The 27,000-nt window shown below is 67.8% G+C and carries 30 protein-coding genes; 19 read left to right on the top strand and 11 right to left on the bottom strand.

Annotation, left to right across the window (positions count from 1 at the left end; genetic code table 11):
- The first annotated feature begins 242 nt into the window (after positions 1–242).
- From proC to OHA70_RS07415, 3 genes are read left to right on the top strand one after another with little or no spacing between them, the layout of a single operon-like run.
- Positions 243–1,052 carry a pyrroline-5-carboxylate reductase gene (gene proC / locus OHA70_RS07425; RefSeq protein WP_328329948.1) on the top strand — a complete coding sequence of 270 codons (810 nt, stop codon included), beginning with the start codon at positions 243–245 and terminating at the stop codon, positions 1,050–1,052.
- Positions 1,039–1,488 (top strand): hypothetical protein, encoded by a 450-nt coding sequence (locus tag OHA70_RS07420; RefSeq protein ID WP_328329946.1) that lies wholly within the window; start codon positions 1,039–1,041, stop codon positions 1,486–1,488. The genes proC and OHA70_RS07420 overlap by 14 nt, the downstream gene beginning before the upstream one ends.
- Positions 1,489–1,537: 49 nt before the next feature.
- Positions 1,538–2,128 carry a hypothetical protein gene (locus OHA70_RS07415; RefSeq protein WP_328329944.1) on the top strand — a complete coding sequence of 197 codons (591 nt, stop codon included), beginning with the start codon at positions 1,538–1,540 and terminating at the stop codon, positions 2,126–2,128.
- A 14-nt stretch (positions 2,129–2,142) separates the two neighbouring features.
- On the opposite strand, the gene OHA70_RS07410 is transcribed toward OHA70_RS07415, so the two are convergent.
- A complete protein-coding gene (locus tag OHA70_RS07410; protein WP_328329942.1) occupies positions 2,143–2,577 on the bottom strand; it encodes a PPOX class F420-dependent oxidoreductase in 435 nt (144 codons plus the stop codon).
- A gap of 50 nt (positions 2,578–2,627) precedes the next feature.
- Here OHA70_RS07410 and OHA70_RS07405 point away from each other — a divergent pair, with 50 nt between their 5' ends.
- Positions 2,628–2,978: a winged helix-turn-helix transcriptional regulator gene (locus tag OHA70_RS07405; protein ID WP_328329940.1), complete on the top strand. Its 351-nt coding sequence runs from the start codon at positions 2,628–2,630 to the stop codon at positions 2,976–2,978.
- Positions 2,979–2,988: 10 nt separating this feature from the next.
- Positions 2,989–3,891 carry a TIGR03560 family F420-dependent LLM class oxidoreductase gene (locus tag OHA70_RS07400; protein WP_328329938.1) on the top strand — a complete coding sequence of 301 codons (903 nt, stop codon included), beginning with the start codon at positions 2,989–2,991 and terminating at the stop codon, positions 3,889–3,891.
- Here the strand turns inward: OHA70_RS07400 and OHA70_RS07395 are convergent.
- From OHA70_RS07395 to OHA70_RS07385, 3 genes are all read right to left on the bottom strand, one after another.
- A complete protein-coding gene (locus OHA70_RS07395; RefSeq protein WP_328329936.1) occupies positions 3,859–4,629 on the bottom strand; it encodes an endonuclease/exonuclease/phosphatase family protein in 771 nt (256 codons plus the stop codon). The genes OHA70_RS07400 and OHA70_RS07395 overlap by 33 nt on opposite strands.
- On the bottom strand, positions 4,626–5,594 hold the full coding sequence (gene trpS / locus OHA70_RS07390; RefSeq protein ID WP_328329934.1) for a tryptophan--tRNA ligase: 969 nt from the start codon (positions 5,592–5,594) through the stop codon (positions 4,626–4,628). The genes OHA70_RS07395 and trpS overlap by 4 nt, the downstream gene beginning before the upstream one ends.
- A gap of 243 nt (positions 5,595–5,837) precedes the next feature.
- Entirely contained in the window at positions 5,838–6,395 is a 558-nt protein-coding gene (locus OHA70_RS07385; RefSeq protein ID WP_328329932.1) for a TetR/AcrR family transcriptional regulator, read from the bottom strand.
- 85 nt (positions 6,396–6,480) lie between these two features.
- On the opposite strand from OHA70_RS07385, the gene OHA70_RS07380 reads away from it, so the two are divergent.
- The 4 genes from OHA70_RS07380 (at position 6,481) to OHA70_RS07365 (ending at position 9,887) form a co-directional block, all read left to right on the top strand.
- Positions 6,481–6,795, top strand: a complete 315-nt coding sequence (locus OHA70_RS07380) for a hypothetical protein (RefSeq protein WP_328329930.1) — start codon at positions 6,481–6,483, stop codon at positions 6,793–6,795.
- A gap of 73 nt (positions 6,796–6,868) precedes the next feature.
- A complete protein-coding gene (locus OHA70_RS07375; RefSeq protein WP_328329928.1) occupies positions 6,869–8,044 on the top strand; it encodes an acetoin utilization protein AcuC in 1,176 nt (391 codons plus the stop codon).
- A 169-nt stretch (positions 8,045–8,213) separates the two neighbouring features.
- Complete coding sequence (locus OHA70_RS07370) at positions 8,214–8,429, top strand: helix-turn-helix domain-containing protein (RefSeq protein ID WP_112248247.1); 216 nt, start codon at positions 8,214–8,216, stop codon at positions 8,427–8,429.
- 252 nt (positions 8,430–8,681) lie between these two features.
- Positions 8,682–9,887, top strand: a complete 1,206-nt coding sequence (locus OHA70_RS07365; RefSeq protein ID WP_328329926.1) for an MFS transporter — start codon at positions 8,682–8,684, stop codon at positions 9,885–9,887.
- On the opposite strand, the gene metG is transcribed toward OHA70_RS07365, so the two are convergent.
- Complete coding sequence (gene metG, locus OHA70_RS07360; RefSeq protein WP_328329924.1) at positions 9,880–11,355, bottom strand: methionine--tRNA ligase; 1,476 nt, start codon at positions 11,353–11,355, stop codon at positions 9,880–9,882. The two genes, OHA70_RS07365 and metG, sit on opposite strands and share 8 nt — an antisense overlap.
- 280 nt (positions 11,356–11,635) lie before the next feature.
- Between metG and dnaN the strand changes: the two genes are divergently transcribed.
- The 4 genes from dnaN to OHA70_RS07340 are packed head-to-tail and all read left to right on the top strand — an operon-like array spanning position 11,636 to position 17,430.
- Entirely contained in the window at positions 11,636–12,790 is a 1,155-nt protein-coding gene (gene dnaN, locus OHA70_RS07355) for a DNA polymerase III subunit beta (protein ID WP_328329921.1), read from the top strand.
- 57 nt (positions 12,791–12,847) lie between these two features.
- Positions 12,848–14,419: a hypothetical protein gene (locus OHA70_RS07350; protein WP_328329919.1), complete on the top strand. Its 1,572-nt coding sequence runs from the start codon at positions 12,848–12,850 to the stop codon at positions 14,417–14,419.
- On the top strand, positions 14,416–16,290 hold the full coding sequence (locus tag OHA70_RS07345) for a HEAT repeat domain-containing protein (protein ID WP_328329917.1): 1,875 nt from the start codon (positions 14,416–14,418) through the stop codon (positions 16,288–16,290). Before OHA70_RS07350 ends, OHA70_RS07345 begins: the two co-directional genes overlap by 4 nt.
- 9 nt (positions 16,291–16,299) lie before the next feature.
- Positions 16,300–17,430 (top strand): hypothetical protein, encoded by a 1,131-nt coding sequence (locus OHA70_RS07340; RefSeq protein WP_328329915.1) that lies wholly within the window; start codon positions 16,300–16,302, stop codon positions 17,428–17,430.
- 1 nt (position 17,431) lies between these two features.
- On the opposite strand, the gene crcB is transcribed toward OHA70_RS07340, so the two are convergent.
- Positions 17,432–17,806 carry a fluoride efflux transporter CrcB gene (gene crcB, locus OHA70_RS07335; RefSeq protein WP_328329913.1) on the bottom strand — a complete coding sequence of 125 codons (375 nt, stop codon included), beginning with the start codon at positions 17,804–17,806 and terminating at the stop codon, positions 17,432–17,434.
- On the bottom strand, positions 17,803–18,282 hold the full coding sequence (locus tag OHA70_RS07330) for a fluoride efflux transporter FluC (protein ID WP_328329911.1): 480 nt from the start codon (positions 18,280–18,282) through the stop codon (positions 17,803–17,805). Before OHA70_RS07330 ends, crcB begins: the two co-directional genes overlap by 4 nt.
- Positions 18,283–18,415: 133 nt before the next feature.
- Here OHA70_RS07330 and OHA70_RS07325 point away from each other — a divergent pair, with 133 nt between their 5' ends.
- Positions 18,416–18,925, top strand: coding sequence for a GNAT family N-acetyltransferase (locus OHA70_RS07325; RefSeq protein WP_328329909.1), 510 nt, complete (start codon positions 18,416–18,418; stop codon positions 18,923–18,925).
- Between the two features lie 8 nt (positions 18,926–18,933).
- On the opposite strand, the gene OHA70_RS07320 is transcribed toward OHA70_RS07325, so the two are convergent.
- Complete coding sequence (locus OHA70_RS07320; RefSeq protein ID WP_328329907.1) at positions 18,934–19,593, bottom strand: class I SAM-dependent methyltransferase; 660 nt, start codon at positions 19,591–19,593, stop codon at positions 18,934–18,936.
- Between the two features lie 123 nt (positions 19,594–19,716).
- On the opposite strand from OHA70_RS07320, the gene OHA70_RS07315 reads away from it, so the two are divergent.
- The 3 genes from OHA70_RS07315 to OHA70_RS07305 all read left to right on the top strand — a co-directional run bounded on the left by OHA70_RS07315 (position 19,717) and on the right by OHA70_RS07305 (position 22,008).
- Positions 19,717–19,818 carry a 30S ribosomal protein bS22 gene (locus OHA70_RS07315; RefSeq protein ID WP_008356322.1) on the top strand — a complete coding sequence of 34 codons (102 nt, stop codon included), beginning with the start codon at positions 19,717–19,719 and terminating at the stop codon, positions 19,816–19,818.
- Between the two features lie 86 nt (positions 19,819–19,904).
- The gene (locus OHA70_RS07310) at positions 19,905–20,897 is read left to right on the top strand and encodes an NAD-dependent epimerase/dehydratase family protein (protein ID WP_328335051.1); all 993 of its coding nucleotides are present in this window, start codon (positions 19,905–19,907) and stop codon (positions 20,895–20,897) included.
- Entirely contained in the window at positions 20,890–22,008 is a 1,119-nt protein-coding gene (locus OHA70_RS07305; protein WP_328329904.1) for a lysophospholipid acyltransferase family protein, read from the top strand. The genes OHA70_RS07310 and OHA70_RS07305 overlap by 8 nt, the downstream gene beginning before the upstream one ends.
- Before the next feature lie 349 nt (positions 22,009–22,357).
- Here OHA70_RS07305 and OHA70_RS07300 read toward each other — a convergent pair whose 3' ends face one another.
- The 3 genes from OHA70_RS07300 to OHA70_RS07290 all read right to left on the bottom strand — a co-directional run bounded on the left by OHA70_RS07300 (position 22,358) and on the right by OHA70_RS07290 (position 25,147).
- Positions 22,358–23,452, bottom strand: coding sequence for a DUF5667 domain-containing protein (locus OHA70_RS07300; protein ID WP_328329902.1), 1,095 nt, complete (start codon positions 23,450–23,452; stop codon positions 22,358–22,360).
- Positions 23,453–23,661: 209 nt separating this feature from the next.
- On the bottom strand, positions 23,662–24,204 hold the full coding sequence (locus tag OHA70_RS07295; protein ID WP_020388025.1) for a sigma-70 family RNA polymerase sigma factor: 543 nt from the start codon (positions 24,202–24,204) through the stop codon (positions 23,662–23,664).
- A gap of 43 nt (positions 24,205–24,247) precedes the next feature.
- Positions 24,248–25,147, bottom strand: a complete 900-nt coding sequence (locus OHA70_RS07290; protein WP_328329899.1) for an HAD family hydrolase — start codon at positions 25,145–25,147, stop codon at positions 24,248–24,250.
- A gap of 37 nt (positions 25,148–25,184) precedes the next feature.
- Here OHA70_RS07290 and OHA70_RS07285 point away from each other — a divergent pair, with 37 nt between their 5' ends.
- Complete coding sequence (locus OHA70_RS07285) at positions 25,185–26,633, top strand: class I adenylate-forming enzyme family protein (protein ID WP_328329897.1); 1,449 nt, start codon at positions 25,185–25,187, stop codon at positions 26,631–26,633.
- On the top strand, positions 26,630–26,872 hold the full coding sequence (locus OHA70_RS07280) for a glutaredoxin family protein (RefSeq protein ID WP_328329895.1): 243 nt from the start codon (positions 26,630–26,632) through the stop codon (positions 26,870–26,872). The genes OHA70_RS07285 and OHA70_RS07280 overlap by 4 nt, the downstream gene beginning before the upstream one ends.
- Positions 26,873–27,000: the final 128 nt, after the last annotated feature.

The following is a 27,000-nucleotide window of genomic DNA, read 5'->3' as shown; positions in this document are numbered from 1 at the left end:
AAGCGGACGCCGCGGTCACCCCGCCGGCGATCAGAACGAGGGCACCGGCGAGGACTGCGAACGTACGACGGAAGAAGTTGACGGTGATCCCCCAACCGGTGTCGGATCCGGGGGAGTTGCTCGCTGCGGGCATGGGGAAGTCCTTTCGGCCGGGGCGGTTGCCGAAGGAGCATGTAGCGCGGCGATCGACCGGGTCGCGGAATTCGAACGAAGTCGAACAGCCGCACCGCTAACCTGAAGCCATGAGTCAGAACGGGCAGGTGGCCATTCTCGGCGCCGGTGTGATGGGTGAGACGTTGTTGTCCGGGCTGCTGCGCGCCGGCCGACGACCGGGCGAGCTGCTGATCACCGAGCGGCGCGAGGAGCGCGCGACCGAGCTGCGCGAGCGGTACGGCGTGGACGTGGTGACGAACGTGGAGGCCGCGGCCAAGGCGGACACCCTGGTCCTGGTGGTCAAGCCGCAGGACATGCCCGACCTGCTCGCCGAGATCGCTCCGGCGATTCGGTCGAGCCAGACGATCGTCTCGCTGGCGGCCGGCATCACCACCACGTTCATCGAGTCCCGGTTGCCCGAGGGCGTCGCCGTCGTCCGGGTAATGCCGAACACGCCGGCCCTGGTCGACGAGGGGATGGCAGCGATCTCCCGTGGCGCGCACTGCGACGAGAGCCACCTGGTACTGGCCGAGGGCCTACTGGCCGCGACCGGGCGGGTCATCCGCGTTCCTGAGAAGCAGCAGGACGCGGTGACCGCGATCTCGGGTTCGGGTCCGGCGTACATCTTCTTCGTGGTCGAGTCGATGATCGAGGCGGGCGTGCACATGGGCCTGCCCCGCTCGACCGCGACCGACCTGGTCGTCCAGACGCTCTTCGGCTCGGCCAAGCTGCTCCGCGAGACCGGCGAACACCCGACCGTACTGCGGGAGCGCGTCACCTCCCCGGGCGGTACGACGGCCGCCGCGGTCCGTGAACTCGAGGACCACAAGGTCCGGGCCGCGTTCCTGTCGGCCATCGAAGCCGCCCGCAACCGTTCCCGGGACCTTGCCGCCGAGTAACCCGGGCGAGCGCGATCCGAAGGCGCCCGCCCGCGTCACCCCAGTCCCACCCAAGTCGGTCCCACCCCTGCCCTGGTCACCACGGCTGAAGCATCGCTGGTACCACCGGCTGACAGTACGGACGAACGAGCTCGTACTCCGAGGACCGCTGCTCCGCCGTCGGTACAGCTGGAAAGCGGTCGACGGTGTGCAGCGGCGCGGCCCGAAGAAGGTGGTCATCGACCTCGGCCACCGGGGCACGCGAACCCTCAGCTACGACGGTCTCAACGGCCGGCCGACCGCCGATCAGGTGGCCGGTGTGGTGGAGCGGCTGCGCGGTAACAACACCTCGGCGTTGACCAGTTACCGGGTGTCGTTATCCTGGGGCGCCGTGGTCTTTCTGCCTGCGGTCGTGGCGGTCATCGCCGTCACCGCCTGGGCGTTGATCAAGGGGTAAGTCGATGTCGGATCAGCTAATTCGAGCTGAGGGGTCTAGGGTCCCGCCCATGGGAAATCGTTCGAGCGGCACCGATGACGCTGCCGCGCGCCCTGATACCGACGTACAGGCCGGTGCCGACGTCGCGCTACCACCGCTGCCATGGCGGCTCCCGCTGGATCCGGCGCCGTGGTGGGCCTGGGCCTTGTTCATCGTGCCCTTCATCGCCGTCCCGGCGCTGAACTCCTGGCTGTGGATGGGTGCTCGCGACTTCCTCGCGGTCGGCCTGTTCACGATCATCGGCGCCTCGGTCGTGCGGGTCGCGGGCGGCGTGGTGCTGTACCGGGTCGAGATCACCGCGACCGCGCTGAAGGCCCGCACCAGCCTGCTCGTCCGCAGCCTCGCCTGGCAGGACGTCGACGACATCGAGATCGTCGACGACTCCGTCGTGCTGACCAGCGGCAAGGACGAGAACGAGATCAACGGCATCGCCAAGGGGCAGACCGCGCACGCCGCGGCCGTCATGCGGTCGATCCGCGACGCGGCCGACGACCAGCCGGTACGCCGCTCCCGCCCGCGTCCCGGCATCGGCGTCGTGTTCGTCCTGGCCTACCTGGTGCTCGCGGTCGGCGCGTTCCTCCTCCGCTGGCACCTGCTCTAACCCCTGCGCCGGGGTCAGCCGCGCGCTGCCCAGGGACCCTCGCCGGTGATCTTCTCCGGCGTGACGCGAGCGATCACCGCGGTCTCGGAGTACCGGTTCTCGAACGGGTAGTCCTTGCCCAGGTACCGCTGGGACTGCTTGTCCATCAACGCCGTCCATTCCGCCCCGATCTCCGGCCCGCTGATCTCGGCGCGCCCGCGAATCACCAGGTACTGGGACAGGCCACGCCGGCTCGGCTGGTCGTCCTCGATGATCACTGTGACGCGCGGATCGCGACGAAGGTTCGCGGCCTTGCGCTGGTAACCCTCCATCCCGATCAGCACCTGGTCGCCGTCGCGCTCGGCCCAGACCAGTGATGCCTGCGGTGAACCGTCTGCGTCGACGGTGACGAGGACGGCGTGGTTGTCGGTGGCGAAGAGCCGATGAGTGCTTTCCGGCAAAGGGATCATGCTGCTGACGCTAGACAGCGCAACGGGAACCCCTAAGTACCCTTGGGTCTGTGGATGGGATCGGTGACGTATTCCTGGCGGACTGCCCAGCGCGGCTCGCGGTCGAGGTGATCGCGGACAAATGGGCGGTCGTGGTGTTGTGGGGGCTCAGCGAAGGGCCGCGGAGGCACGGTGAGCTGGTCGAGCTGATCGGTGGGATCTCGAAGAAGGTCCTCACCCAGACGCTGCGCCGGCTGCAGGCCAACGGGCTGGTGACGCGGGAGGACTTCGGCGGCGTACCGCCCAGGGTCGACTACGACCTGACGGAGCTGGGCAAGACCCTGATGGAGCCGATCCGGATGCTGACCACCTGGGCCGCTGTCAACGGGGATGCTGTCCTGGCCGCTCAGGAGAGTGCATAAGCTCGGTCCCATGGACTTCTCCTTGTGGCCCAGTGCGGGCCGGACCTGGCAGGAAGTACTCGACGGCGCGGAGTACGCCGAGAGAACCGGTTGGCACGGCGTGTGGATGGCCGACCATTTCATGGTCAACAATGGTGACCTCTCGCTACCGATGAACGAGTGCCTGGCCTTGCTGGCCGGGCTTGCGGTGAAGACCGAGCGCGTCCGGATCGGCTCGATGGTGCTCGGCAACACGTATCGGCATCCCGCGGTCGTGGCTAACGCCGCCGCGACTCTGGACCAGATGAGTGGCGGGCGGTTCGTCCTCGGTATCGGCGCCGGCTGGCAGGTGAACGAGCACGAGGTCTACGGGATCGAGCTGCCGCCGGTGAAGGAGCTGCTGGCCCGGTTCGAGGAGGCCTGTCAGGTCTTCACCGGGCTGCTCACCCAGGAGCGGACGACCTTCGAAGGCAAGTACTACCAGCTGACCGGTGCGCCACTGGAGCCCAAGCCGGCCAAGGTTCCGCTGCTGATCGGCGCCTCGGGTGAAAAGGTTGCCTTGGGCATCGTTGCGAAGTACGCGGACGAGTGGAACCACTGGGGACTGCCGGACGTGGCCGAGCACAAGGGCAAGGTGTTCCGGGAGCACTGCGAGAAGATCGGCCGTGACCCGTCGGTGGTCCGCCGCTCGACCCAGACGCTGATCGAGATCATCGCGCCGGGCGACACCGAGGCGGAGGAACGGCGGGACCGGCTGATCGCCGCCGGCCGCCCGACGATCATGGGCTCGGCGGAGTACGTCCTGGACGTGGTGTCCCGCTATCCCGCGGCCGGCATCGACGAGTTCCTGGTCCCCGACGGTTTCCTGGGCACCGGCAACCGTCGCTTCGACGCTCTCGAGCTACTGCGCGAAGAGGTCTTCAACAAGATCTAGGGTCGCGACGACCGGCCAGTGGTCGCTCGGAAGGCGACCATCTGGCCGGTAGTGGGAGACCTCGGCGTCGACGACCCGCCAGCCCCTGCCGATCAGGATGTGGTCGATCCGGCCTTGTTGTGTGGCGCGACCGAAGTCGTGGAAGGTGCCGCCGGCCTCGGCCGGTACTGCGTCCAGCCAGCCCGCGTCGAGCAGCAGCTTCAATGGCGCCGAACCAGGCTCGACGTTCAGGTCACCGAGCAGGACCCAGTGGAGATCCGGCTCGGCCGACATCCACTGGTTGAGCAACTTGGACGACTCCAGTTGCGCGACCTCGCCGAGGTGGTCGTAGTGCGTGTTGGCGATCCCGGCCCGCGTGCCGTCGGCGTGAGCGATCCGTACCAGCGTGGCGATCCGGGTGAGATCCGCATCCCACCCGACCGACCCCGGCGTCGACGGCGTCGTCGACAACCACCGCGTTTCGTGCGACTCGACCCGCCAATCACCTAGCCGGATCATCACCACCGAGTGCTCGCCCGCGTGGACGCCGTCATCCCGTCCGGCTCCGACGATCTCGTACTCCGCGAACCGCTCGCGCAGATACTCCAACTGGTCGGGCAGCACTTCCTGCAGCCCGACCACGTCGGCCGCCAACTCCTCGATCGCAGCCGCGGTCGCCTCGCGTCGCAGTACCCACGAGTCGTCGCCGTCGGGCGCCGAGGAGTTCCGGATGTTGAACGTCGCCACTCTCAGCTTCACGCAGACGATCCTGCCAAACCCATCGCGACGGTCGCCGCCCGGAGTCGCGGTGCGCTTGCCTCGATCGCCCGGTCGCGTCCTTGCGCGAGCACCGCGTCGACGGACCCGGGGTCGGACGCCAGCCGCGCGTACTCCTTCTGCAGCGGCTCGATCACCGCCAGCACGGCGTCCGCCACGTCGGTCTTCAGGGCGCCGTACGTCTCGTACGAACTGGCGAGTTCGACCGGATCGCCGTCGGTGCAGGCGGCCAGGATCTCCAGCAGGTTGGTGATGCCCGGCTTGTTCTCCTCGTCGTGCCGGACCTCCCCGTCCGAGTCGGTCACCGCGCGCATGACCTGGCGGCGGATCACATCCGGCGGGTCGAGCAGCCGGATCGTACCGACGGCGTTGTCCTCGTCGGACTTGCTCATCTTCGCGGTCGGGTTGGACAGATCCTTGATCCGCATCGCCAGCGCGGCCTTCTGCAACTCCGGTACGACGAACGTCTCGCCGTACTCCCGGTTGAACCGGATCGCGACATCGCGGGCCAGCTCGACGTGCTGGTCCTGGTCGCCACCGACCGGCACCCGATCGGTGCCGTAGAGCAGGATGTCCGCCGCCATCAGGCACGGATAGGTGAAGAGCGAGGCGCGAGTCATCGGTCTGCCCCGGCCCTTTTCCTTGTACTGGATCATCCGCGACAGCTCCCCGACGTACGAGGTGCACTCGAGCAGGTACGCAAGCTGAGCGTGCGCCGGTACGTCGGACTGCACGAACACCGTCCCGGGCGGCAACCCGGCGGCAAGCATCAGCGTCGCCATCTCCCGGGTCAGAACGCGCAACCGCTGTGGATCGTGCTTGGTCGTCATCGCGTGCTGATTGGCAACGAAGTAGAACCCATCCGGATCCGTGAACCGCCGCAGGGCGCCGAGGTGGTTGCCCAGCGTGAGCCGGCCGGACGGGGTGATTCCAGAAAGCGAGGTCATGGTCTTGTCCTTTGTCGATCGAGCCCCACCAACCGACGGACACACAAAAAGGCCGCCTCGGCGAGGCGGCCTTGTGGATGCGCGTGAACGCAGGAGGGTCCGCCTAAGCGGCCCACCACTCCTGCAACCTGAACGTGTTCACCCCAAAACCATAGCCCGTACTACGCCCGCCCCGCCACCCACCGCCGCCGTCAGGACACGACATCCCGGCGGCTCGGCCTGCAACCTCTGCTGCAGCTGAGGTCAAGCGGTGCCGGTGACCAGAGTGTCGATGAGTGGGCCGACCAGCTGGGTGATCTCGTCGGGGGAGGCGTCGGCGAGGCCGTCGAGCTGGAGGAGGTGGCGGGCGATCACGGTGCCGATGGTCAGGGCGCCGATCACGCCTGCTCGTAGTACGGCGTCCTCGCCGGGCATCAGTGCCGCGATCTGGCGTTGCTGGCCGATCATCGCGGTGCGGACTTCTTTGGCTGCCTCGGGATGGCTGAACATCGCACGGAGTGCTGCGAGTCCGGCCGCCGGTTCGTCGGCCAGTTTGCTGCCCAGGGCGGCGGTCAGCAGTTCGGCGATCCGGTCTGTGTCGCCCTCGATCGGGCCGTCGGCGGGGATCGTCGCCACCTGGGCGAAGAGGTTCTCCTTCGACTCGAAGTACCGCATCACCAGGCCAGGGTCGCTGCCGGCCGCGGCCGCGATCGAACGGATCGTCGTCCGGTCGTAGCCGTGCTCGCCGAACAACTGCCGGGCCGCGGCCAGGATCCGGGCCTTGGTCTGCTCCCGCTGCGCCGCCCTGCTTGTCTGCTGCATCTCCTCAGTCTACGTGTGTTGACCGAAGTGCTCGGTGAGGGCTACCTTTCAGTCAACACACGTAGACCGAAAGGAGTTGGTCGCGATGATCCACGCGATCCTGCTGACGTTCCTGGCCGGGGTGGTCGGCGCCAACGGCATCCCGCACTTCGTCCGCGGCATCACCGCCCAGCAATACCCCAACGTCACCGGCAACTCGGCCGTCCGGAATGTGATCGGCGGCTGGGCGGCGCTGGTGATCGCGGCACTGCTGGTCGCCTGGTCGGGAGTTGGCCGGCATGAGGTGGTGGGTTGGGTTGCGGGGGCGGTCGGCGTACTGGGGATGGCCTTGTTCCATGCGCGCGGTGGGGCTTACCGGCTGAACACCCGGTGGGGCCGGGCCAATCCACCGGCCGGCTGAGCGTGGACGAGATAGACACCGGCGATCGGCTGAGCGGAGGACCGTGCGGCGCTTGCGGGCTAAGGTCGGGGGCATGAGCGGTGAGGCGATGCTGGTCTTCGATGAGGGGCTGACGGCGTACGACTTCGGGCATGGGCATCCGATGAGTCCGATCCGGGTGGATCTGACGATTCGGCTGGCGCGGGCGCTCGGCGTACTGGATCAGCTGAAGGTGGTGCCCGCGCCGGTCGCGGATGACGCGCTGCTGCGGACCGTGCACACAGCCGAGTACATCGCGGCCGTGAAGCGGGCCGGGGCGGATCCGGATCACCCGGACCCGGAGCACGGGCTCGGCACCGACGACACGTACTGCTTCCCGCAGATGCACGAGGCGTCGGCACATGTGGTCGGTGCGTCCGTCGAGGCTGCCCGGGCCGTCTGGGAGGGCGACGTGCTGCACGCCGCCAACATCTCCGGCGGGCTGCACCACGCGATGCCGGGGATGGCCAGCGGCTTCTGCGTCTACAACGACCCGGCCGTCGCGATCCAGTGGCTGCTCGACCATGGCGCTGAGCGGGTCGCGTACGTCGACGTGGACGTCCACCACGGGGACGGCGTACAGACCGTGTTCTACAACAACCCGCGTGTACTCACCGTGAGCCTGCACGAGTCGCCGACGACCCTGTTCCCGGGCACTGGTGGGGCAGGGGAGACCGGTGGGCCGGATGCGGAGGGTAGTGCGGTCAACATCCCGCTGCCGCCTGGTACCGGGGACGCTGGCTGGCTGCGGGCGTTCCACGCGATCGTGCCGGACGTGGTGAAGGCGTTCAAGCCGTCGGTGCTCGTCACCCAGCACGGCTGCGACTCCCACGCGGAGGACCCGCTGGCGCACCTCACCAAGACGGTCGACGGGCAGCGGGCGGCGTACCTGGCCTTGCACGACCTAGCCCACCAGGTCTGCGACGGCAAGTGGGTGTCGACCGGTGGTGGCGGCTACGCGATCATCGACGTCGTACCGCGCGCCTGGACCCATCTGCTGGCGATCGTGGCCGGCGAGCCGATCGATCCCGAGACGGCGGTACCGGAGTCGTGGCGCGAGGACATCCAGATCCGGTACGGCCGGGTGGCGCCGATGCGGATGACGGACGGGCGCGCTCCGACGTACGCGGACTGGTCGACCGGGTACAACCCCGACACCTGGCTGGATCGCTCGATCAAGGCGACCCGGGACATCAGCTTCCCGCTCCTCGGGCTCGATCCGACGTACTAGACCCAGCCCGGATCAGGCTGCTGCGACACTCTGATTCGGGTGAACCATCCAGTCACACCAGGCACCCTCTTTCCCATTCGCACCAACAGCCACTACGCTCTGTTCATGCACGGGCGGAGGTGCCGGAGGGGAAGCCGGCGCACGACCCGTGCTGGAAGTGCGGTGCGTTATGGCATCAAAGAAGTCCGGTGGTGAGTCCCCGCTCGCCGAGGTGAAGTTTCTGACCGTGGCAGAGGTTGCCACGGCCATGCGCGTCTCCAAGATGACGGTGTACCGATTGGTGCACTCCGGAGAGCTGCCCGCGGTGCGGGTGGGTCGGTCGTTCCGGGTGTCTGAGGATGCCGTGCACGACTACCTCAAAGGCGCGTTCTTCCAAGCCGGATAACCACGAGAAGCGACAGCGGCCGGAAACCCCGCAAGGGACCGGCCGCTTCGCGCTGCCCAGCCGCGCGGCCGGGTGAAATCGGTTGCCGGTGTCAGGGGTGGCGGTTAGTGTGCGGAGGGTGATCCAGGAGGTGTTGGACATTCCCGGTCGTTCGCGCACGCGTTGACGCACGTCAGTCATCGCGTGCTGCCTGTGGTGGCACCGTGAGCCTTTCTCCCTGCCCTCGGGCGGGGCTTCTCGAGGGATTCCTCCGTGCCACCCACCTTGTGGGCCGATCGTGATTTCGTTCGTTTCTGGATCGGCCAGACCGCTTCCCAGCTCGGCGCGCAGGCCAGTCAGGTCACGCTGCCGCTCATCGCAGTCACCACCCTCGGCGCGAGCGCCGCTCAGCTAGGCCTGCTGCGCGCCGTCCAGCAGGCCCCGATCCTGCTCTTCTCCCTGTACTTCGGGGCGCTGGCCGACCGCTCCCGCGCTCGCCGGCTGATGGTGCTGTCCGACCTCGGCCGGGCACTCGTGCTCGGGCTGATCCCGATCGCTTTCCTGCTGGACGTCTTCGGGCTGCCGTGGCTCTATGCCGTCGCCTTCGTCACCGGGATCCTGATGGTGTCCTTCGACGTGGCCTACCAGGCATCACTGCCCCGGCTGATCGGTCGTGAGCAGCTGCCGCAAGGCAACAGCCTGCTGGAGGGCAGCAGGTCGGCGTCCTGGATCTGCGGCCCGGCTCTGGGTGGCGGCATGATGTCGTTGCTTACGGCACCGATCGCGGCCTTGGGGACAGCGGCCTTCTTCGTCGTGTCGTTCCTTTCCCTGCAAAGGATCCGGCGATCCGACGCGCCACCGCCCGCTGAGAGGGTCGGCGGGATGCTCCGGCAGATCCGGGCCGGGGTGACGTTGGTCTTTGGGAATGTCACTTTGCGTACGATCGCGATTGCTTCCTGCGTTTACCAGTTCTCCTACGCGGCACTGATCACGGCGTACCTGCTGTTCCTCTCGCGCACGCTGCACCTGTCCGGCGCGGAGCTCGGCCTGGTGCTGGCAGCGTCGGGGCCGGGGGCGTTGCTGGGCTCGTACTTCTCCGCCAGCTTGCCGAGGCGTTTCGGCTACGGGCGGGTACTGATCGTGGCTGCGCTGATCTCGGATGTCGCGATGCTGTGTGTGCCTGCGCTCGATGGTTCGGTGGTCTTACTGATGGTGCTCAACTTTCTGTACGGCACGTTCAGCCAGACTGTCGATATCGCGACGATGGCCATCCGGCAGACGGTGACGCCGCTGGAGCTACAGGGGCGGGTCGTGGCTACCCTTAACTTCCTTGGACTCGGGCTGATGCCGATCGGGTCCTTGGTGGGCGGCGTGCTGGCCGCCCACCTCGGGAATCGCTCGGCTCTGTTGCTGGCTGCCCTGGGGCTTTGTCTTTCGCCGTTGACGTTTCTGCTCTCGCCGTTGCGCAAACTCAGGTGAGCCTGGGGAACAACGGGGTCGCCGGTGGAAGGATGCCGTCGATCGGGGTGCATTGCGTAGTGATGCGGGCGGCTGCGCTCGGGAGGAAGGGGGACAGCTCCCCTGCCAGCGCCAGGCAGGCGTGGTGGAGAGTGGCCAGGACCTTTGTCAGCAAGGGATCCTGGGTTTTGGCGAGCTGCCATGGCTCGGTGGTCTCGATGTAGCGGTTGGCGGACTCGACGATGTCCCACAGAGCGGTGGCCGCTTTGCGGAAGTCGTAGTTCGCGAGGGCAGTCTCGATCTGGCCGGGTGCGTTGGTGACGGCCGTTCGGAGTTCTCCGGGGGCTGGTAGGAGTGCGGGCACCCGGCCGGCGTAGTACCGGTGGATGAGGGAGACGACGCGGTTGACGAGATTGCCGAGGCCGCCGGCGAGGTCGGAGTTGCTGCGAGCGATCAGGCGATCGCGGGTGAAGTCCGCGTCGCCGATCCTCGGGACGTCCCGGAGCAGCCACCAGCGAACGGCATCGGCGCCGACCTCGTCGACGAGTTCGGCCGGGTCGATCGGCGTACCGGCGGACTTGCTGATCTTCCGGCCGTCGACGGTGAGGTAGTCGTGGACGAGGATCTCGGTCGGCAGCGCCAGGTCGGCCGAGAGCAGGATCGCGGGCCAGTAGACCGCGTGGAAGCGGACAACTCCCTTGCCCAGCAGGTGAATCCGGTTGTCGGATCGCTGCCACCAGTGCTCCAGATCGTTGCTGCCAATGCCGTAGCCGAGGCTTGACACGTAGTTGACCAGGGCGTCCCACCAGACGTAGACGACCTGATCGGGATCGCCGGGGACCGGGATGCCCCAACCTCGCGCGCGACGCTGCGAGCGCGAGATGGAGAAGTCGTGTAGCCCGCTGTCGATCAACGCCAGTACTTCGTTACGCCGGGTGGCCGGTTGGATGTTGATTTTGCCGCTCGTGATGAGTTCGCGGAGCTGTTCGGCGTACCGGGAGAGGCGGAAGAACCAGTTCTTCTCGGCGACGAGTTGCGGCTCGGTGCCGTGGTCGGGGCAGCGGCCGTCGGCGAGGTCCTCGGGTTGGTAGAACTGTTCGCAGCCGACGCAGTACAGGCCCTCGTAGTGCTTCCGGTAGAGGTCGCCGGCGTCGGCGCAGCGTTGCCACAATCGCTCGACGCCGGCTCGATGCCGTGGATCGCTGCTGGTCCTGATGAAGTCGTCGAAGGACAGGTCGAGTGGGGTGCGGAGGCCTTCGAACGCCGCGGCGTTGCGATCGACCAGCTCCTGTACTGCGATGCCCTCCGCCTCGGCGGCGAGCACGTTCTTGAGGGAGTTCTCGTCCGTACCGGTGAGGAAACGGACCTCGTCGCCTCGGCGGCGGCAATGCCGGGCGAGTACGTCGGCCTGGACCAGCTCGAGGGCGAACCCAAGATGTGGGCGGGCGTTGACGAACGGGATGGTGGTGGTCAGATAGGTACGCGTCATCGGAATCTCCTGCTGGATGGGGAGGAGAGCCGGGACGACGCCGCCCGGTGGAACGCGAACGAGGCCCCGACTCGGGGCCTCGGATCGATTGGAACGTCCGTCGCTGAACCCCGGCTAGCGGGGCATCATCTGCTGCGACGGGAAGCTGTTCATGCCATTCAGGCTAGCAGCAGGGTGGTCGCGCTCGTACTTCGTTTTGGCGGCCGCTTCGCGAGCTGCGGAAACTGTCGGTGGCGGGTGGTTGAGTGGGACCCAGTGAGGAAGCTGGGAGGCGGTCGGCATGAAGGTACGGGTGGAGCGGGATCTGCTGGTGGAGTCGGTGGCGTGGGTGGGTAAGAGTCTGCCCAGCAGGCCGAGTGTGCCGATTCTGGCGGGGTTGCTGATGGAGGCGTCGGAGGGGCAGCTGACGCTGTCCGGGTTCGACTACGAGACGTCGCACCGGGTGACGTTGCCGGCGCAGGTGGCTGATCCGGGGCGCTGTCTGGTCTCCGGCCGGCTGGTCGCGGACATCGTGAAAAGCCTGCCCCACCAGGCGATCGACTTCAGCGTTGACGGCGCGAAGGTCCTGCTGGTGTGTGGCACGGCACGCTTCACCTTGCAGACGCTTCCCGTCGATGAGTACCCAGAGCTACCGCCCCAACCGTCTGCCAGCGGCACCATCCGCAGCGACGTCTTCGCCCAGGCGGTCGGCCAGGTCGCAGGCTCCGCTAGCCGCGACGACACCATGCCCGTCTTCACTGGCATCCGGATGGAGATCGAAGCCTCCACCATCACCCTCTTGGCCACCGACCGCTACCGCCTAGCCATCCGAGAACTCGAGTGGCACCCCGCCACCCCGGACCCGTTGGCAGCAACGATTCTGATTCCGGCGCGGGTGCTTTCGGATACTGCCAAGGCGATGACGGGATCGGAGCTGACCCTTTCGCTCGACCAGGATGCTGCTGGTGGGGACGGGCTAGCCGGCTTTGCCGGCGAGGTCTCCGGCGGCGAACGCTGGACGACAACGCGCCTGCTGGACGGAAGCTTCCCCAAGGTCCGCAACCTGATCCCGGCCGCCGCCGCAGTCCAAACCCGGGTCCGCATCAACACAGCAACCCTGGTCGAAGCAGTCAAACGCGTTGCCCTGGTAGCAGAGCGCAACGCCCCCATCCGAGTCACCTTCACCGCCGAGGGGGCAACCCTCGACGCCGGCAACGGCGAGGAAGCCCAAGCCTCGGAAACGATCGAGACTCACCTGACCGGCGAGCCCGTGACAGTCGGCTTCAACCCGACGTACCTACTGGACGGCCTGCACGCCATCGGCACCCCAGTGGCCCACCTAGCCTTCACCCACCCCACCAAACCCGCCGAACTCACCGGCGCCACCGACCTGGAAGAAGCCCCCCAAACCAACTTCCGCTACATCCTGATGCCCGTCCGCCTCCACAACAGCTGACCGACTGCTCCTGATAGCCCGTATTATCGGCACCCTTGCCGAGGTGGGGAGCAGGACATGGGATTCGACCTCCGGAAGCTGTCGGCCGACCACGCCGACGACTATGACGAGGATGGCTGGCCCAGCCGGTCCGACGTGCATCGGCTCCGACGGTTCAAGGAAGCCCTCGGACCGGCGATGCCACAGGTCGAGCCCCCGATGGAAGAAGTGTGGGCCTGGGAGATCGAGTCGCTGTACGCAGCGGGACTGACGGCTCTGCTCGACTGCCTGCGGCATACCGATCCGGTGGTACGCCGGATGGCCGCCTACGTCCTCACCTATGTCGATGACGACATCACTCCGGTACTGCTGAAGCGACTGGAGATCGAGCAGGACGCCGCGAGCCGGATGGCGTTGCTGATCAGCCTCGCGGACCGGGACCAGCCGCTCGTGCTGACCTTCATCGAGCCCAGAAACTCCCCGACCGACCGCCTCGGCGCCGCCTTCGGCCTACTGCTGAGACACCAGCAGACCTCGCCGGAGATCCCCGACGAAATACTCGACGCCCTGGCGCTTGCCGCCACCCCAGCCGGCGAGAGGCTGATGGACCTGTCCTGGGCGGGCGACAGCGGCTCGGCGGCGTACTGGGTGATCAAGCCGAAGCTGCCGGCGCTCGCGCTGCAGCGTTGGCTGAGCAGACTGCTCGAGATCGAGCCGCGGGTCGGGGAACTGATCGAGCAGTCACTCGGGACACCGGAGCCGGTCTCGACGATCGGCAAGACCGTGGTCTCGACGGAAGACGGGCGTGGGGACGTGCGTTTGCAGGACCTGGCGTGCCTGTACTTCACCGAAGACACCGGAGAGCTGATCGGCTCGGCGACGGTGACGACGCAGGAGTTGACCTCCGCGCTGGCCGCGCGGTTGCGGACGGAGACCGATCTCGAGCAGGTCGAGTGGCTGGCGAGCGCGTTTCCGGACAAGCGGGCGGTGCTCCCCGAGCTGTCCAGGAGGCTGCTGAGGGTGCTGCATTTCCATCAGGGGCAGGCCACTCGCAGCCTGGCCGCCGTCAAGGCGATGGCGTCGATCTGTCACGAGCTCGGCAAGGCCGGTGGCGCCGATCCGGACGTCCGGGCCGCGCTCCTGAAGGTGTGCGGTGACGACGACCTGGAGGTACGGCTGGGAGGCGCGCGCGCCTTGACCGAACTCGGTCACCCGGCCGACGAGCTGGTGCCGATCCTGGTCTCGCTGATCACCGACCATCCACGTCGCTCGACGAAGGTGCCCCCGAACCAGCCGGCCGTCGACCGCTACAGCCGGGGGACCGACAGCGGAGCGCTGCCCTACCTCGGCCGGTTGGGGCCGGCCGCGCGAGCCGCCGAGCCGGTACTGCGGCCGCTGCTCGACGAGATCGATCCGGACCCGTGGAACGAGGTGCGGGTGTTCGCGGCCGAAGCATGGTTCGCGGTGACCGGCGATGCCGAGACGGCCGTCCGGGTGCTGGTCGACGAGGTCGGGGTCAGGTCGAGAGGTGAAGCGGAGATCCGGCGGATCTCGCGGGTCGTAGCGGTACTTCCGATCCTGGACGCGCTCGCTGCCGGAGGAAATACGCAGGCTGAGCGGATCGCGGCGTCCTACCCGAGTCCGAGATGAGCGGCAGGATGGGATTCGACCGGCGGAAGTTGGCAGCGGATTTGGATGACGACTTCGACGAGTACGGCGAGCCTGGTCCGCTCAACCACAGCGCACTGGGGCGACTGAAGGCGGCTCTCGGGGGGAAGCTCCAGCACGCCGCTGGAGAGCAGTGGGAACATCAGCTCGAGTCCGTGTACTCGGTCGGCATCGAGCCGCTGCTGGGCTGTCTGCGGCATCCCGATCCGGCAGTGCGGCGGATCACCGTCTACCTGCTCACCTATGTCGACGACGACATCACGAACCAACTGCTGGACGCGCTGGCGGACGAAGCGGACCCGGCCACCCGGATGGCGCTCCTGGTCAGCCTCGCCGACCGGGATGCTGACCGGGTACTGGCCTTCACGGAGCCGGGCAACTCCGACACGGACCGGCTCGGCGCGGCGTACGGGCTGACGTTGCGGCATCGGCAGATCGATCTGACGTCGCGGCCGCCAGAGGCCGAGTATGCGTTGCTGATCCGGCAGACCGAGGGTGGCTCGCAGATCCCCGAGCAGGTGCTCGATGCGCTGGTGCTCTGCGCCGGTCCGGCCGGCCGGACGATGACGATGGAGCTGCCGTGGGCTGAAGGTGGCGGCTCGTGGGCGCTCTGGGCAGTCCAGCCGACACTGTTCCCGACCGCCTTGCGGTACTGGCTGCAGCGCATGCTCGACCTCCCGTGGGCGACCGACCCGACGCTGTTCGGGAATCCAGGCTCACTCGTCCTGATGGCCACGCACCTCTACCAGGCCCACCCGGAGCTGGCGATCGAGCTGGTACCGCGGATCATCGATCTGGTGGCGACGACCGACCTGGGGATCGTCTCGATCGGCGTACCGGACCTGATGCCCTGGTTCAAGAATCGGCCGGGACCCGACGGCCCGCTGCCCTGGGACCGGAGCGATCGGCGGTTGGTCGTCCTGCTCGATCAGCTGGCGAACCTGTACGACCGGACACCCACGCTCGGCCTGCGCATGATCCTCGCCGTGGCCGGGCATGCCCGGGTGGAGCCACTCCTGCTCGAGCTGGTCGGCCAGCGGCTCGGGCAGAAGTCGAGTGAACTTCTCTCGTCGGCGACTGGGCACGCGGCCGCGCTGACTCCACTCCTGGCCGCCCGGTTCCGGCAGGAGGAGCAGCTCGACCAACTCAAGTACTTGGTGCAGGCCTTCCCGGACAAGCGCGCGGTAATTCCCGAGCTGGTCGAGAAGCTGCTCGCGCTGCTGCGGCTCAGCGAAGGCCGGACCACTCGCGACCCGGACGTCATCGAGGTGATGGTGATGATCTGCGAGGAACTCGGACGGGTCGGTGGCACCGATCCGGCGGTGCGGTCTGCCCTTCGAGAGGTGGGTTTCGGCGGTGACCTGGAGTCGCGGACCTGGGCTGCCCGGGCCTTGATGGTGCTCGAGCACCCGGCCGCCGAGCTGGTGCCGATCCTGGTCTCGGTGATCACCGACCATCCCAGCCGGTCGACGAAGGTACCGCCGAACCAGCCGTCCCGCGGGGCCGGCGGAGGAGTCCTCGACTACATGGCGCTGCGTTGGATCGAAATGCTGGGCCCAGCCGCGCGGGCCGCGGAGCCGGTACTGCAGACGCTGCTGTCCGAGGTGGACCCGAGCCCACGGATCGACCTCCGGCTCCTGGCAGCCAAAGCCTGGTTCAAGGTAACCGGCGACGCCGACACGGCCGTTCGGGTGCTCGTCGAAGTGGTCGAGGCCGAGTCACGCGGTGAATCGGAAATCTGGGAGCTCACGCGGTACGTAGCGGTACTTCCGATCCTGGAGGCATTAGCCGCCGAAGGAAACGCACAAGCCGGCCGCATCGCGGCATCACACCGCCGAGCTGACTACAGCTAGCGTGGATGGATGGCGGTGCTGGGAACGTTCGAGGACGACGACTACTTGCCGGAGTTCGGCACGTTGACGGTGCGCGACGCGTACAGCGGGTACACCGAGTACGTCGACGCCGGGCTGCTGGAGCAGCACGCCACGGATGCCCAGCCCTGCGGGACGATCGCCCGCACGGGCGCAGGCTGGCTCGAAGCAGCCTCGGGCGACCTGCCGTGCCTCGTCGGCATCCGGGTGCACGACAGCCCGGCCGGGGATGGCGAGTTGGTCGAATGGGTGGATGTGGTCGAGCTTCCGTATCGAAGCGCCACCGGTGTGGTCGGCCTGACGGCAGCGACGGGCTCATGGCCTGAGGAGCACCTCCAGCTCGGCCGACCCGGACAGTACCGGGTCCGTGTCGCCCACCAAGAGCTGCCTCAACCGAGTGCGACGGATGAGGCAGGTGAGCGGATAGGACCTTGGAGCCTGTGGCAGTTGGACTATTGGCCGGTTACCGAGGTGGAGCCACCGCGCTGGCTCCGGCGGAGCAAGCCGGCTGTACCGGCAGGGGACCAGGGATGGGGCTACCTGCTCGGGTATGAGGCAGCCGGGGTGATCACCAGCCTCGAGTACATCAGAGGACGCGACGGCGGGACGTCCTTGGAAGAGCTGGCCGAGTGGGCCTCTGCGCACTCGTGGGGTGATGACTGGCTTGACCAGCCACTGACTCTGGCTGACCACGGCTATCAGCTGATGACGCTGGCAGCCGTCGCCGAACAGCTCGACCGAGTGGAGCCGATCACCCGGCGGATGTTGCCGCCGCTGTTCACGGCACTCGGCTGTCTCACCTTCGATGGCAGCCGCTACCGCCGATCACCGGACTCGCCGTTGCCTCAGGACGTACTGCGGATTCCGGCGGAGACGTTGACCACGCTCGAGGTGTTTCAGAGCAGGACCAAGTACACCTCCTTCACCTCCGACCTGATGACGATCGCGCTGTGGGGCGGCGCGGAGCAGACCACCGTTGCGGCTCTTGCGGAGCGCACACTCGCGTCGCCGGAGGAAGTACGAGGAGCACTGGGTGACGCCGTGCTGCGTGAGTTGATGCGCGTTGATGGTGACCTGGCCGGAAGGTTCAGGCTGACCGTCCTTCCGGGCGCGGGGCATTGAGTCAGCGCCAGATGCTCTCGCTGAGGGCCAGGCCAAGAGCAGCAGCGCCGAGGGCGGCGAGGATGCTGGCGGTGACGTTGGCGATGGCTGCGAGTTTGGCGTTCTGTTCCCAGAGGCGGAGCGTTTCGTAGGAGAAGGTCGAGTATGTGGTGAGGGCGCCGCAGAAGCCGGTACCGACCAGGAGCTGGACCCAGTGCGGAGCATCCCCCGCACTGCTCGCACCCACGACGAAGCCCAGGATCACCGAGCCGATGACGTTGACGGTGAACGTGCCCCAGGGGAAGTCGCTGTCGTGCCGTGACTGGACGGCGCGGTCGGTCAGATACCGCAGCGGAGCACCGACCATGGCGCCGGCGATGACGAACAGGACCTTCATCGACGGCTCCGGCGGACGAGCGCGCGCGTGACGTGAGTACCGGCGAAGACCGCGGCGATCGCGCCGATCACGGTCGCGAACATGTACCCCAGCGCTGTCACCGGATGCCCATCGGCGAGCAGCCGCTGGAGGTCGACGGCGTACGTCGAGAAGGTCGTGAACCCACCCAATATCCCGGTCCCCACGAACGGCCGCAGCAGCCGCTGCCCGATCCACACCTCGGAGACCAGCACCATCAGCACCCCGATCAGCGCGCATCCCGCCACGTTGATCACCATCGTTGCCCAAGGCCACGATCCGGCCCCGGCCGGCCATGCAAGCCCAACGCCATAACGCGCCGACGCCCCGATCGCCCCACCAGCGGCGATCACCCCGAGCACAGCACCGTCACCCCGCCGAAGCGGTACTACGCCCGCCGGGTGCCGCAGATCAACATCAGAGTCAACCGGCTCCCGCGGCGACGGATCGCTCTGCACACCCACCTCCGAAGGGACGATCGCAGGCCGCGACGGACGCCGTCCGGCTCAGGTGACAGCACGATAGCCCGCTCGTGCCCCAGCGGATGGAAATGCCTCGTCCGTGGCCGGACCAGTAGTGGAGGATGACGGCATGAGCGACGTGAGTGGGGTGCGGCTGGCTGGTGATGGGCTGATTCTGCGGGAGTGGGTAGAGGCGGACCTGCCGGCGATGATCGAGTTGTTCGACGAGCCTGCGGTGGCGTACTGGACGCCGCTGGTGAGCCCGTTCGACGAGCAGGCTGCCAAGGCCTATCTCGAGGTGGCACAGGCGGACAACGGGAGGATCCAGTTGGCGATCACCACGGACGGCGACCGGCCGCTTGGTGAGGTACTGCTGATGCCGAAGACGTTGAGCGTCGGGTACTCCGTCGGCTCGGAGTTCCGCGGACAAGGCCTCGCAGTACGGGCCGTGAAGCTGATCACCACCTACGCCCACGAGGTCGCGGGAATGCCACGAGTGCTCCTGGAGATCGAGGCCGAGAACGAGGCCAGCAAGGCGGTCGCCCGTGGGGCCGGCTACAAGTTGACCGACGCTGAGCCCTCGCCGGTCACCGAGAAGGGGCGCGACCTTCTGCTGTACACCTGGGAGCACCTCGCCTGAGCGGCGGCCTAGTTCCGGCGGGCTTTGAGGGCCAATGCGTGGGGGACCGGGATGTCGCCGGGTTCTTCGATGTGTTCGAGGGTCAGCTCTGGGCGGAGGAAGGCGTTGAGGAGGTCGGGCAGCGGGAGGTGGCGCATGCCTACGCGGCGTCGGATGCCGTCGTCGGCCCAGTACGCGGATTCGTCCTGCCAACCCGGCGTCCGGTACGACGGGTGGACCAGGCGGCTGCCGTCCTCGTTCCACTCGACGTGGGGGCCGTTGAAGGCGGGGTGGACTCCGTAGCAGACCAGCAACCCGCCAGGACGTAGTACGCGGACGACTTCGCCCAAGGCGCCTGGGAAGTCGTCCAGGTCGGTGGAGATCCACATCGCGATCACGGTGTCGAAGGAGCCGTCGGCGAACGGGAGCACGGCGGCGTCCGACTCGATCAGCGGGCCGTCGGTTCTCGTGCGGGCCAGCCGGAGCTGGTCGGAGGAGCGATCCACCCCGACCACCGTGCGGCCGCTGTCGCGGATGGTGTCGAAGTTCCGCCCGGTACCGCAGCCAAGGTCGAGGCATGGGCCCGAACCCGGGCCGAGCAGCTCCAGCAGACCGGGCTGATGGCGGGGTGCGCCGGCCACGAACCGGGCGTCGTACCAGTCGGCCAAACCGTTGTAGCGAGCGCCCATCGAGGCCTCCCCAGTCGACGAGAAACCATCCTATCCAGGCGGGGGAGCAGGCTCACTTAGGTCAGGGAGGTGACCTACAGGTAGTCTTTCCTGACGCTCTCTTTAAGTTTGGATGGTTCCACTGTGGGTTCTGTTATCAAGAAGCGCCGTAAGCGTATGGCGAAGAAGAAGCACCGCAAGCTGCTGAAGAAGACGCGGGTACAGCGCCGCAAGCTCGGCAAGTAGTAGCAGTTCCCGCCGTCCTGGGGTCCAGGGCGGCGTTGACGGAGTTGTTGCTGTCTGGCTGGGGGTCACTCGTGGCACACGTAGTGATGGTTACCGGCGTCTCTCGAGATGCCGGTGCTCGCTGTGCCCGGAGACTTGCAGCCGACCCTGAGATCGACACCGTGATCGGCATCGATGTGGTGCCGCCAAGGGCCGAGCTCGGTCGGGTCCGGTTCGTCCGGGCCGACATCCGCAACCCCGTCATCGCGAAGGTCATCGCCGGTGAGGACGTCGACACGGTCGTCCACACGGGCGTCGTGGCGACCCCTGGCAGCGCCGGGGGACGGTCGTCGATGAAAGAGATCAACGTCATCGGCACCATGCAACTGCTCGCCGCGTGCCAGAAGGCGCCCGGCGTGCGCAAGCTCGTGGTCAAGTCGTCGACCACGGTGTACGGCGCCGGTCCGCGCGACCCCGCGATGTTCACCGAGGAGATGGCGCCGCGGGCGATCCATCAGACCGGGTTGAGCAAGGACGCGGTCGAGGTCGAGGGTTACGTGCGCGGGTTCGCCCGGCGCCGCCCCGACGTCTGCGTCACCACGCTGCGGATGGCCAACTGGATCGGTCCGCAGACCGACTCCCCGATCACCCGGTACTTCGCGATGCCGGTGGTACCGACCGTTTTCGGTTTCGACGCCCGGCTGCAGTTCCTGCACGAGAGCGACGGCGTCGAGGCGATCCACCACGCGACCGCGAACGAGCTGCCCGGCACCTTCAACCTGGCCGGCGATGGCGTGCTCTCGCTGTCCCAGGCGATCCGCCGCCTCGGCCGACCCGTCTTCCGGCTCCCGTCCTTCACAGCGGCCAGTACTGCGGCCGTCGTACGGCGCGCGCGGCTGGCCGACTTCTCGCCGGACCAGATCACCTTCCTGACGTACGGCCGCGCGGTGGACACGACCCGGATGCGGAGCGAGTTCGGTTTCGAACCGGAGTACACGACCGCTGGGGCCTTCGACGACTTCCGCGCCCACCTCGGCGCCGGTGCCGTCACGCAGGCCTCGCGCCTGCTCACCGCTGGACTGGGAGCACTGCGTGGCTGACGCCGACGTCATCCCGATCGGATCGGGCGGCCGCCCAGGCCGCGGCAGCGGACGTCGTACTACGCCCTCGGCTGCGGCGCGCGCCCTCGCAGGCCCCGACGCCGTCAAGGCCCGGGCTGCCAAGAAGCGCGCGGCGAAAGGCAAAGGCCAGGCGCCAGAGCCGCAGGTGGTCGGTGCGGCTGACTCCGTCGACGATTTCAGCGTGGCGCCCGAAGCCCAGCCGACTGGTCTGAAGGATTTCGCGGCGTTCGAGAAGATCGTGCGGGACACGCTCGGGGTCGACGGGGAGCGGCAGGTCGCCGAGTTCCTGGCGTTCCTGCGGCGGCGGTTGTCGGGGGAGTACGAGGTCGACGAGTTCGGCTTCGACGAGGACCTGACCGATCAGGTGATGCTGAAGTTCCTGCGGCCGCTCGCGGAGAAGTGGTTCCGGGTCGAGGTGCGCGGGATCGAGAACATCCCCGAGACCGGCAGCGCGCTGATCGTCGCGAACCACTCCGGCACGATGCCGATCGACGGGCTGATCACCCAGCTGATCATCGCGGACCACACGAACCGGCCGCTGCGCACGCTGGCGGCCGACCTGGTGTTCAAGACGCCGTTCGTCGGCGAGTTCGCCCGCAAGGGTGGCGCGACGCTGGCGAGCAACGACGATGCCGAGCGGCTGCTCCGGCAGGGCAACCTGGTCGGGGTCTGGCCGGAGGGCTTCAAGGGACTCGGCAAGCCGTTCAGTGAGCGGTACAAGCTGCAGCGGTTCGGTCGCGGCGGCTTCGTCAGCGCGGCCATGCGGACCGGCGTACCGATCGTGCCGTGCTCGATCGTCGGCGCCGAGGAGATCTACCCGCTGGTCGGCAACATGGCGTCGCTGGCCCGGTTGGTCGGGGTGCCGTACATCCCGGTCACCCCGTTCTTCCCGCTGCTGGGACCGCTCGGCCTGATCCCGCTCCCGTCGAAGTGGCTGATTGAGTTCGGCGAGCCGATCCGCACCGACGACTTCCCCGACGGCGCCGCCGACGACCCGATGCTGGTCTTCAACGTCACCGACCAGGTCCGCGAAACCATCCAGCAGACCCTCTACACCCTCCTCATGCAACGCCGCAGCGTCTTCTTCTAACCCCCACCCCCACCCCCACCGCTCCCCACCCCCACCTCCCATGGCTCCCTCACGTGCCATTTGAGGGGTTAACCCCTCAAATGGTGGGTTGCCCCATGGGATTCTGAGGGGGCAACCCACCGCCTCAGGGGTTAACCCCTCAAATGAGGCGCGGGCGAGCCCGGCGGGCGACGGGCTGGACCGGGAGCCGGTGGGGATGCGGCGCGTGCGGATGCGGTGCGGTGTGGTGGGGATGCGTGCGGTGGGGATGCGGTGCGGTGTGGCCGGGATGCGGTGCGGCGCGTGGGGATGCGGTGCGGGGGGATGCGGAAAGCCCGGCTTCCGAGGGAAGCCGGGCTCTTCGGGGTGATCAGTTCCAGGGGGGTAGGAGCGTTTGGAGGACGCCCGGGAGGTTGATTGTTGGGAGGTTCAGCGTCGGAAAGGGCCAGGGCCAGCTGGGGGTGCCGGGGGTGGGCAGCGTGGGGACGGTCGGTCCCGACGGTGTCGAGCTCGGCTTGGTCGACGGCCTGGGTGGTGTCTTCAGGTCGGTCGGCCGGGTGGTCGGCTGCTCGACGATGGTGGTGTCCACCGTCTGGGACGGAGCCGTCGTCACGCCGGTGCTCGGCTTGGTCGACGGTGCTGTCGTGGGCTTGCCGGTCGGGGACTGGCCCGCCTTGATCGGCGTGCTCGGCTCCGTGCCGGGGTTGATCGCCGGGGCCGGGCCGCTGTTCTTGGCCGGCTTCGGCTTGTCGCACTTCGGGCATGCCCGCGCCGTGACGCCGGCCTGCTTCTCCAGCATCGACAGTGCCTCGACCGCTGGTTTGAGCGACTCGGGCGGCAGCTTCGGAGCGAGCTCACCGATGGCCTGGCGGGCGCTGGTGATGAACGCGGTGACCTCCGCGACGGAGGCCGGGTCGCCGTCCTGCTGGTACGACGCGACCAGTCTGGTGATGCCCTTGCGGGCCTGGTCGGTGAAATCGGCCAGGGTGCTGTTGATGGTGGCCACGTCGCCACCGTTGTTCACCAGCGCCTGGATCTCGGCGAGTCGGGTCTTCGCGTGCTCGAGCTCGCGCCGGCCCCGGGAGTCGTCCCCGACGCTGACGTTGGTGGAGACGTTCTCGATGCCGCGCTTCATCCCGTACAGCGCGTCGCCGGGCATCGCCTGCTGAGCGGCGGCGGCAGAACCGATGCCACCTCCGAGCAGGACCAGCGCGGCGGTACTGGCCACCAGCCGGATCCGCCGGCCGTGACGATGGCGGATATCTGTCACGGACGCGTCGTCGTCCTCGCGCTCGGGCGGATCGTCCGAGTTCTCCGGAATGCTGGGTACCACGGTCGGAGTGTTCGTCGCGGCTCGCGCCGCGGCCTGCTCGAGGAGGCGGTGCCTCAGCTCGGCAGCGAACTCCGGTCGCGGTGTCACTGCGCCGGCGGTCCTCAGCCGTCCGACCAGCTCCACAGCATCCATCAGCTCAGGGTCATCGCTCAGTCGCGAAGAGTGACGGGGCCCGTGATCGACGGCGTGCGCGAAGGTCTCCGCGCGCGCTCGAGCCCTGTGTAGGTCACTCATGAGTTCTCGTTCTCCTCAATGGCCGATCGGGGTCACCGAAAGGTCCTCACACAGGCAAACGAGGAAACTCCCTGACGGGTTACGAAAGACATTCGTTGTCATCCTCCTCACCTCAAGTCCTTGGGGATAACCTTCGCCAAGTGCCGGACGGCCCTCAGTTGCAGTTGCTTGACGGCGCCCTCGGATTTCTCCAGCGCCTTGGCCGTCTCCGCGATCGAAAGACCGGCGAAGAATCGCATCGTCAGGCAGTCGCGCTGCTCCTCGGGCAGCGCCGCCACAGCGTCTCGCAGGACCTCCGCGGTGGCTGCGGCCAGTACATCGACCTCCGGCCCCTCGGTCTGCCGGTCGTGCGTCTCGATCTCGTCGGTGACCACCTCGAGCCGGACCCGGCCCGACTTGTAGTGGTCGGTGATCAGGTTCCGGGCGATCGTCACCAGCCAGGCGCCGAAGTCCCGGCCCTGCCAGCGGAACGAGTCCAGCGCGCGCAGCGCCCGGACGAACGTCTCGCTGGTCAGGTCCTCCGCGAGCGCCGATGACGACACCCGGGCGTAGATGTAGCGATACACGGTCAGCGAGTACTCGTCGTACAGCTCGCCGAACGCACCGACGTCCCCTGCCTGGGCGCGATCGACGAGCTCTGCGCGTCTCATCCCGTCCGGGCTTGGCTCCGGCGTCGTCAAGTTCTCTCCCCGTTCAACTGACACGTCTGCGTCTGACACGTCTTTGTAAGACACTGCCGCGTATGGCCACAGCGGCTGAGACAGCACCGAGCGTTACGCCTGAAGCACCCGCTGTCAACAGCGCGCGGCGTGCCGCCTTCCGTCCGGTCCGATAATCGCGCACCTTCCAGCCCGCCACTTCGGCATGCCGGCGGAGCCTGGAATCGGGGTTGATCGCGCACGGATGGCCCACCAACTCGAGCATCGGCAGATCGTTGACCGAATCCGAGTAGGCCGCACAATCGGCCAGGTGAAGCCCCTCGTGCGCCGCCAGCGCGCGGACCGCCTCCGCCTTCGCCGGACCATGCAAGATATCGCCGACCAAACGCCCTGTATAGACCCCGTCACGCGTTTCTGCAATCGTTCCCAGTGCTCCGGTCAGGCCGAGCCGGCGCGCCATCAGGCGGGCGACCTCGACCGGCGAGGCGGTCACCAGCCAGACCCGTTCGCCCGCGTCCAGGTGCTGCTGGGCGAAGGCTTTGGTGCCCGGCCAGATCTTGTCGGCCATCAGCTCGTCGAAGATCTCCTCGACCAGAATCTGTACTTCGGCCACCCGGTGCCCGGCGATGAACGAGAGCGCGGACGAGCGCGCGTTCGCGACCGATTCGGGCGTTTCGCCCTGCAGCCGGAAGCGGAGCTGGTCGACCGCCTTGCGGGCGATCTCGGCGCCGGTGAAGAACTTGCGCCGGTACAGACCTCTGGCCAGGTGGTACACCGAGGCGCCCTGCAGCATCGTGTTGTCCAGGTCGAAGAACGCGGCCGCATGCGTCACCGGCGGGGTCTGCAGCGCCGCCTCCAGCTCGGCCGCGGCGGCACTCGCCTCACCGGCCAGTACCGACCGGGCGCGCAGATCACGCGTCGTAGGTCGAGTCACAGAAAGGACCCTAGCGGTCTCGTGACAGACTCGCCTGGTGAACTTCAACTTCGCGGATGTTCTTCGTGACACAGCGCAACGTCACGGCGAACGTCCGGCGCTGGTCGACGGTGACCGGCGACTGACCTGGAGCCAGCTCGACGCGGCCGTTGACGCGGCCGCCCGGGGGTACTCGGCCGCGGGTCTGGTGCCGGGGTACCGGGTGGTGCTGCTGATGGCGAACAGTATCGAGTTTGTGACCTCCTACCTGGGATGTCTTCGCGCCGGGCTGGTCGCCGTACCGCTGAACACGGGCCTGACCAAGGGCGAGATCAGCAACGTGATCGCGCACTCCGGAGCCCGGCTGGCGGTCGCCGACGGGGACCTCGCGGACAAGGCCGAGGGCATCAGAGTGGTCCGGGCCGGCGAGCTCAACGGTCACGCTCCGCTTACGCCGCAGACCGACCCGGAGGCCCTCGCGGTCCTGCTCTACACGTCCGGTACGAGCGGCGACCCGCGCGCGGCGATGCTGACCCACCGGGCGCTCGGCGCGAATGTCCGGAATCTGGCCGACCTCGGCGAGGACCGGATGGGCCCCGAGGACGTGGTGCTCTGCGTGTTGCCGATGTTCCACGCGTTCGGCCTCAATGCGGTGCTCGGCTGGGCCGTCGCGACCGGGGCACAACTGATCATCGAGGCACGCTTCGACTCGACCGCCACCATCGATCTGGTCCGCCGGTACGCCGTGACGCGCCTCCCGCTCGCGCCCCCGGCCCTGAACGCGTTCATCGCCCGCCCGGACCTCAAGGAAGCGCTCGGTACGGTCAAGGTCGTACTCACCGGCGCGTCGACCCTCGACCGCGGACTCGCGGACCGGTTCGAGCAGGCCAGCGGACTGTTCGTGCATCAGGGCTACGGCCTGACCGAGGCCTCGCCCGGCGTCACCACGACGCTCGGCGAGCACAACCCCAAGCCGGGCTCCGTCGGCCGGCCGCTGCCGGGGGTCGACCTGCGGATCGCCGACGAGCAGGGTGAGGAAGTCGAGGGCGACGACCCGGGCGAGATCCTGATCCGCGGCAAGAACCTGTTCTCGGGCTACTGGCCGGACGGCGTCGACGGCCCGGACGGCGAGGGCTGGTACCGCACCGGCGATGTCGGCTTCCTGGACGCCGACGGTGACCTGTTCCTGGTCGACCGCCTCCGCGAGCTGATCATCGTCTCCGGCTTCAACGTGTTCCCGAGCGAGGTCGAGGAGGTCCTCGTCCAGGCTCCGGGGGTACGGGAGGCGGCGGTCATCGGCGTACCGTCCGACGACACCGGCGAGGCGGTCAAGGCTTTCGTAGTACCGGAGACCGGTGCTGCGCTCGACCCGGCCGAGATCGGCGAGTACGCCGGTACGCGGCTCGCCCGGTTCAAGTGCCCGGTCGAGATCGAGGTCGTCGACCACCTGCCGCACTCGGTCACCGGCAAGGTGGCGAAGGGCCGGCTGCGCGAGGCGGACCGGTGAGCGCCGACCGGGTGACCCTCTACGGCAAGCCGGGCTGTCACCTCTGCGACGACGCCCGGGCGATCGTGACCCAGGTCTGCGCCGAGCTCGGCGTCGGCTGGAACGAGATCGACATCACCCAGGACGAGCAGCTCTTCAAGGAGTACGGCGAGCAGATCCCGGTCACCTTCGTCGACGGCCGCCAGCACGACTTCTGGCGAGTCGACCCGGTCCGCCTCAAGAGGGCCTTGACAACTTAGTGCTCTTGACCACTTGCCAGCTTCTCGATTTTGTTCTCACGTTCACAAGCTCCTAGAGTGGGGTCGTCGCCAGCCGTGAGGCGGTGACTCGCGAACCACCCCAAGCGACAATCCGAGCCAGGAGAATT

The organism is Kribbella sp. NBC_00382, from assembly GCF_036067295.1.
In the GTDB taxonomy this organism is placed as follows: Bacteria; Actinomycetota; Actinomycetes; order Propionibacteriales; family Kribbellaceae; genus Kribbella.
The sequence above is the reverse complement of the archived record's forward strand: the minus strand, read 5'-3'. Positions and strand labels throughout refer to the sequence as shown.

Bases quoted from the DNA above. Each gene is read 5' to 3' on its own strand.
- proC (WP_328329948.1), top strand. From the start codon at position 243: ATGAGTCAGAACGGGCAGGTGGCCATTCTCGGCGCCGGTGTGATGGGT.
- OHA70_RS07415 (WP_328329944.1), top strand. From the start codon at position 1,538: ATGGGAAATCGTTCGAGCGGCACCGATGACGCTGCCGCGCGCCCTGAT.
- OHA70_RS07410 (WP_328329942.1), bottom strand. From the start codon at position 2,577: ATGATCCCTTTGCCGGAAAGCACTCATCGGCTCTTCGCCACCGACAAC.
- OHA70_RS07400 (WP_328329938.1), top strand. From the start codon at position 2,989: ATGGACTTCTCCTTGTGGCCCAGTGCGGGCCGGACCTGGCAGGAAGTA.
- trpS (WP_328329934.1), bottom strand. From the start codon at position 5,594: ATGACCTCGCTTTCTGGAATCACCCCGTCCGGCCGGCTCACGCTGGGC.
- OHA70_RS07385 (WP_328329932.1), bottom strand. From the start codon at position 6,395: ATGCAGCAGACAAGCAGGGCGGCGCAGCGGGAGCAGACCAAGGCCCGG.
- OHA70_RS07380 (WP_328329930.1), top strand. From the start codon at position 6,481: ATGATCCACGCGATCCTGCTGACGTTCCTGGCCGGGGTGGTCGGCGCC.
- OHA70_RS07375 (WP_328329928.1), top strand. From the start codon at position 6,869: ATGAGCGGTGAGGCGATGCTGGTCTTCGATGAGGGGCTGACGGCGTAC.
- OHA70_RS07370 (WP_112248247.1), top strand. From the start codon at position 8,214: ATGGCATCAAAGAAGTCCGGTGGTGAGTCCCCGCTCGCCGAGGTGAAG.
- metG (WP_328329924.1), bottom strand. From the start codon at position 11,355: ATGACGCGTACCTATCTGACCACCACCATCCCGTTCGTCAACGCCCGC.
- dnaN (WP_328329921.1), top strand. From the start codon at position 11,636: ATGAAGGTACGGGTGGAGCGGGATCTGCTGGTGGAGTCGGTGGCGTGG.
- OHA70_RS07350 (WP_328329919.1), top strand. From the start codon at position 12,848: ATGGGATTCGACCTCCGGAAGCTGTCGGCCGACCACGCCGACGACTAT.
- OHA70_RS07345 (WP_328329917.1), top strand. From the start codon at position 14,416: ATGAGCGGCAGGATGGGATTCGACCGGCGGAAGTTGGCAGCGGATTTG.
- OHA70_RS07340 (WP_328329915.1), top strand. From the start codon at position 16,300: ATGGCGGTGCTGGGAACGTTCGAGGACGACGACTACTTGCCGGAGTTC.
- crcB (WP_328329913.1), bottom strand. From the start codon at position 17,806: ATGAAGGTCCTGTTCGTCATCGCCGGCGCCATGGTCGGTGCTCCGCTG.
- OHA70_RS07325 (WP_328329909.1), top strand. From the start codon at position 18,416: ATGAGCGACGTGAGTGGGGTGCGGCTGGCTGGTGATGGGCTGATTCTG.
- OHA70_RS07320 (WP_328329907.1), bottom strand. From the start codon at position 19,593: ATGGGCGCTCGCTACAACGGTTTGGCCGACTGGTACGACGCCCGGTTC.
- OHA70_RS07310 (WP_328335051.1), top strand. From the start codon at position 19,905: ATGGTTACCGGCGTCTCTCGAGATGCCGGTGCTCGCTGTGCCCGGAGA.
- OHA70_RS07300 (WP_328329902.1), bottom strand. From the start codon at position 23,452: ATGGATGCTGTGGAGCTGGTCGGACGGCTGAGGACCGCCGGCGCAGTG.
- OHA70_RS07295 (WP_020388025.1), bottom strand. From the start codon at position 24,204: ATGAGACGCGCAGAGCTCGTCGATCGCGCCCAGGCAGGGGACGTCGGT.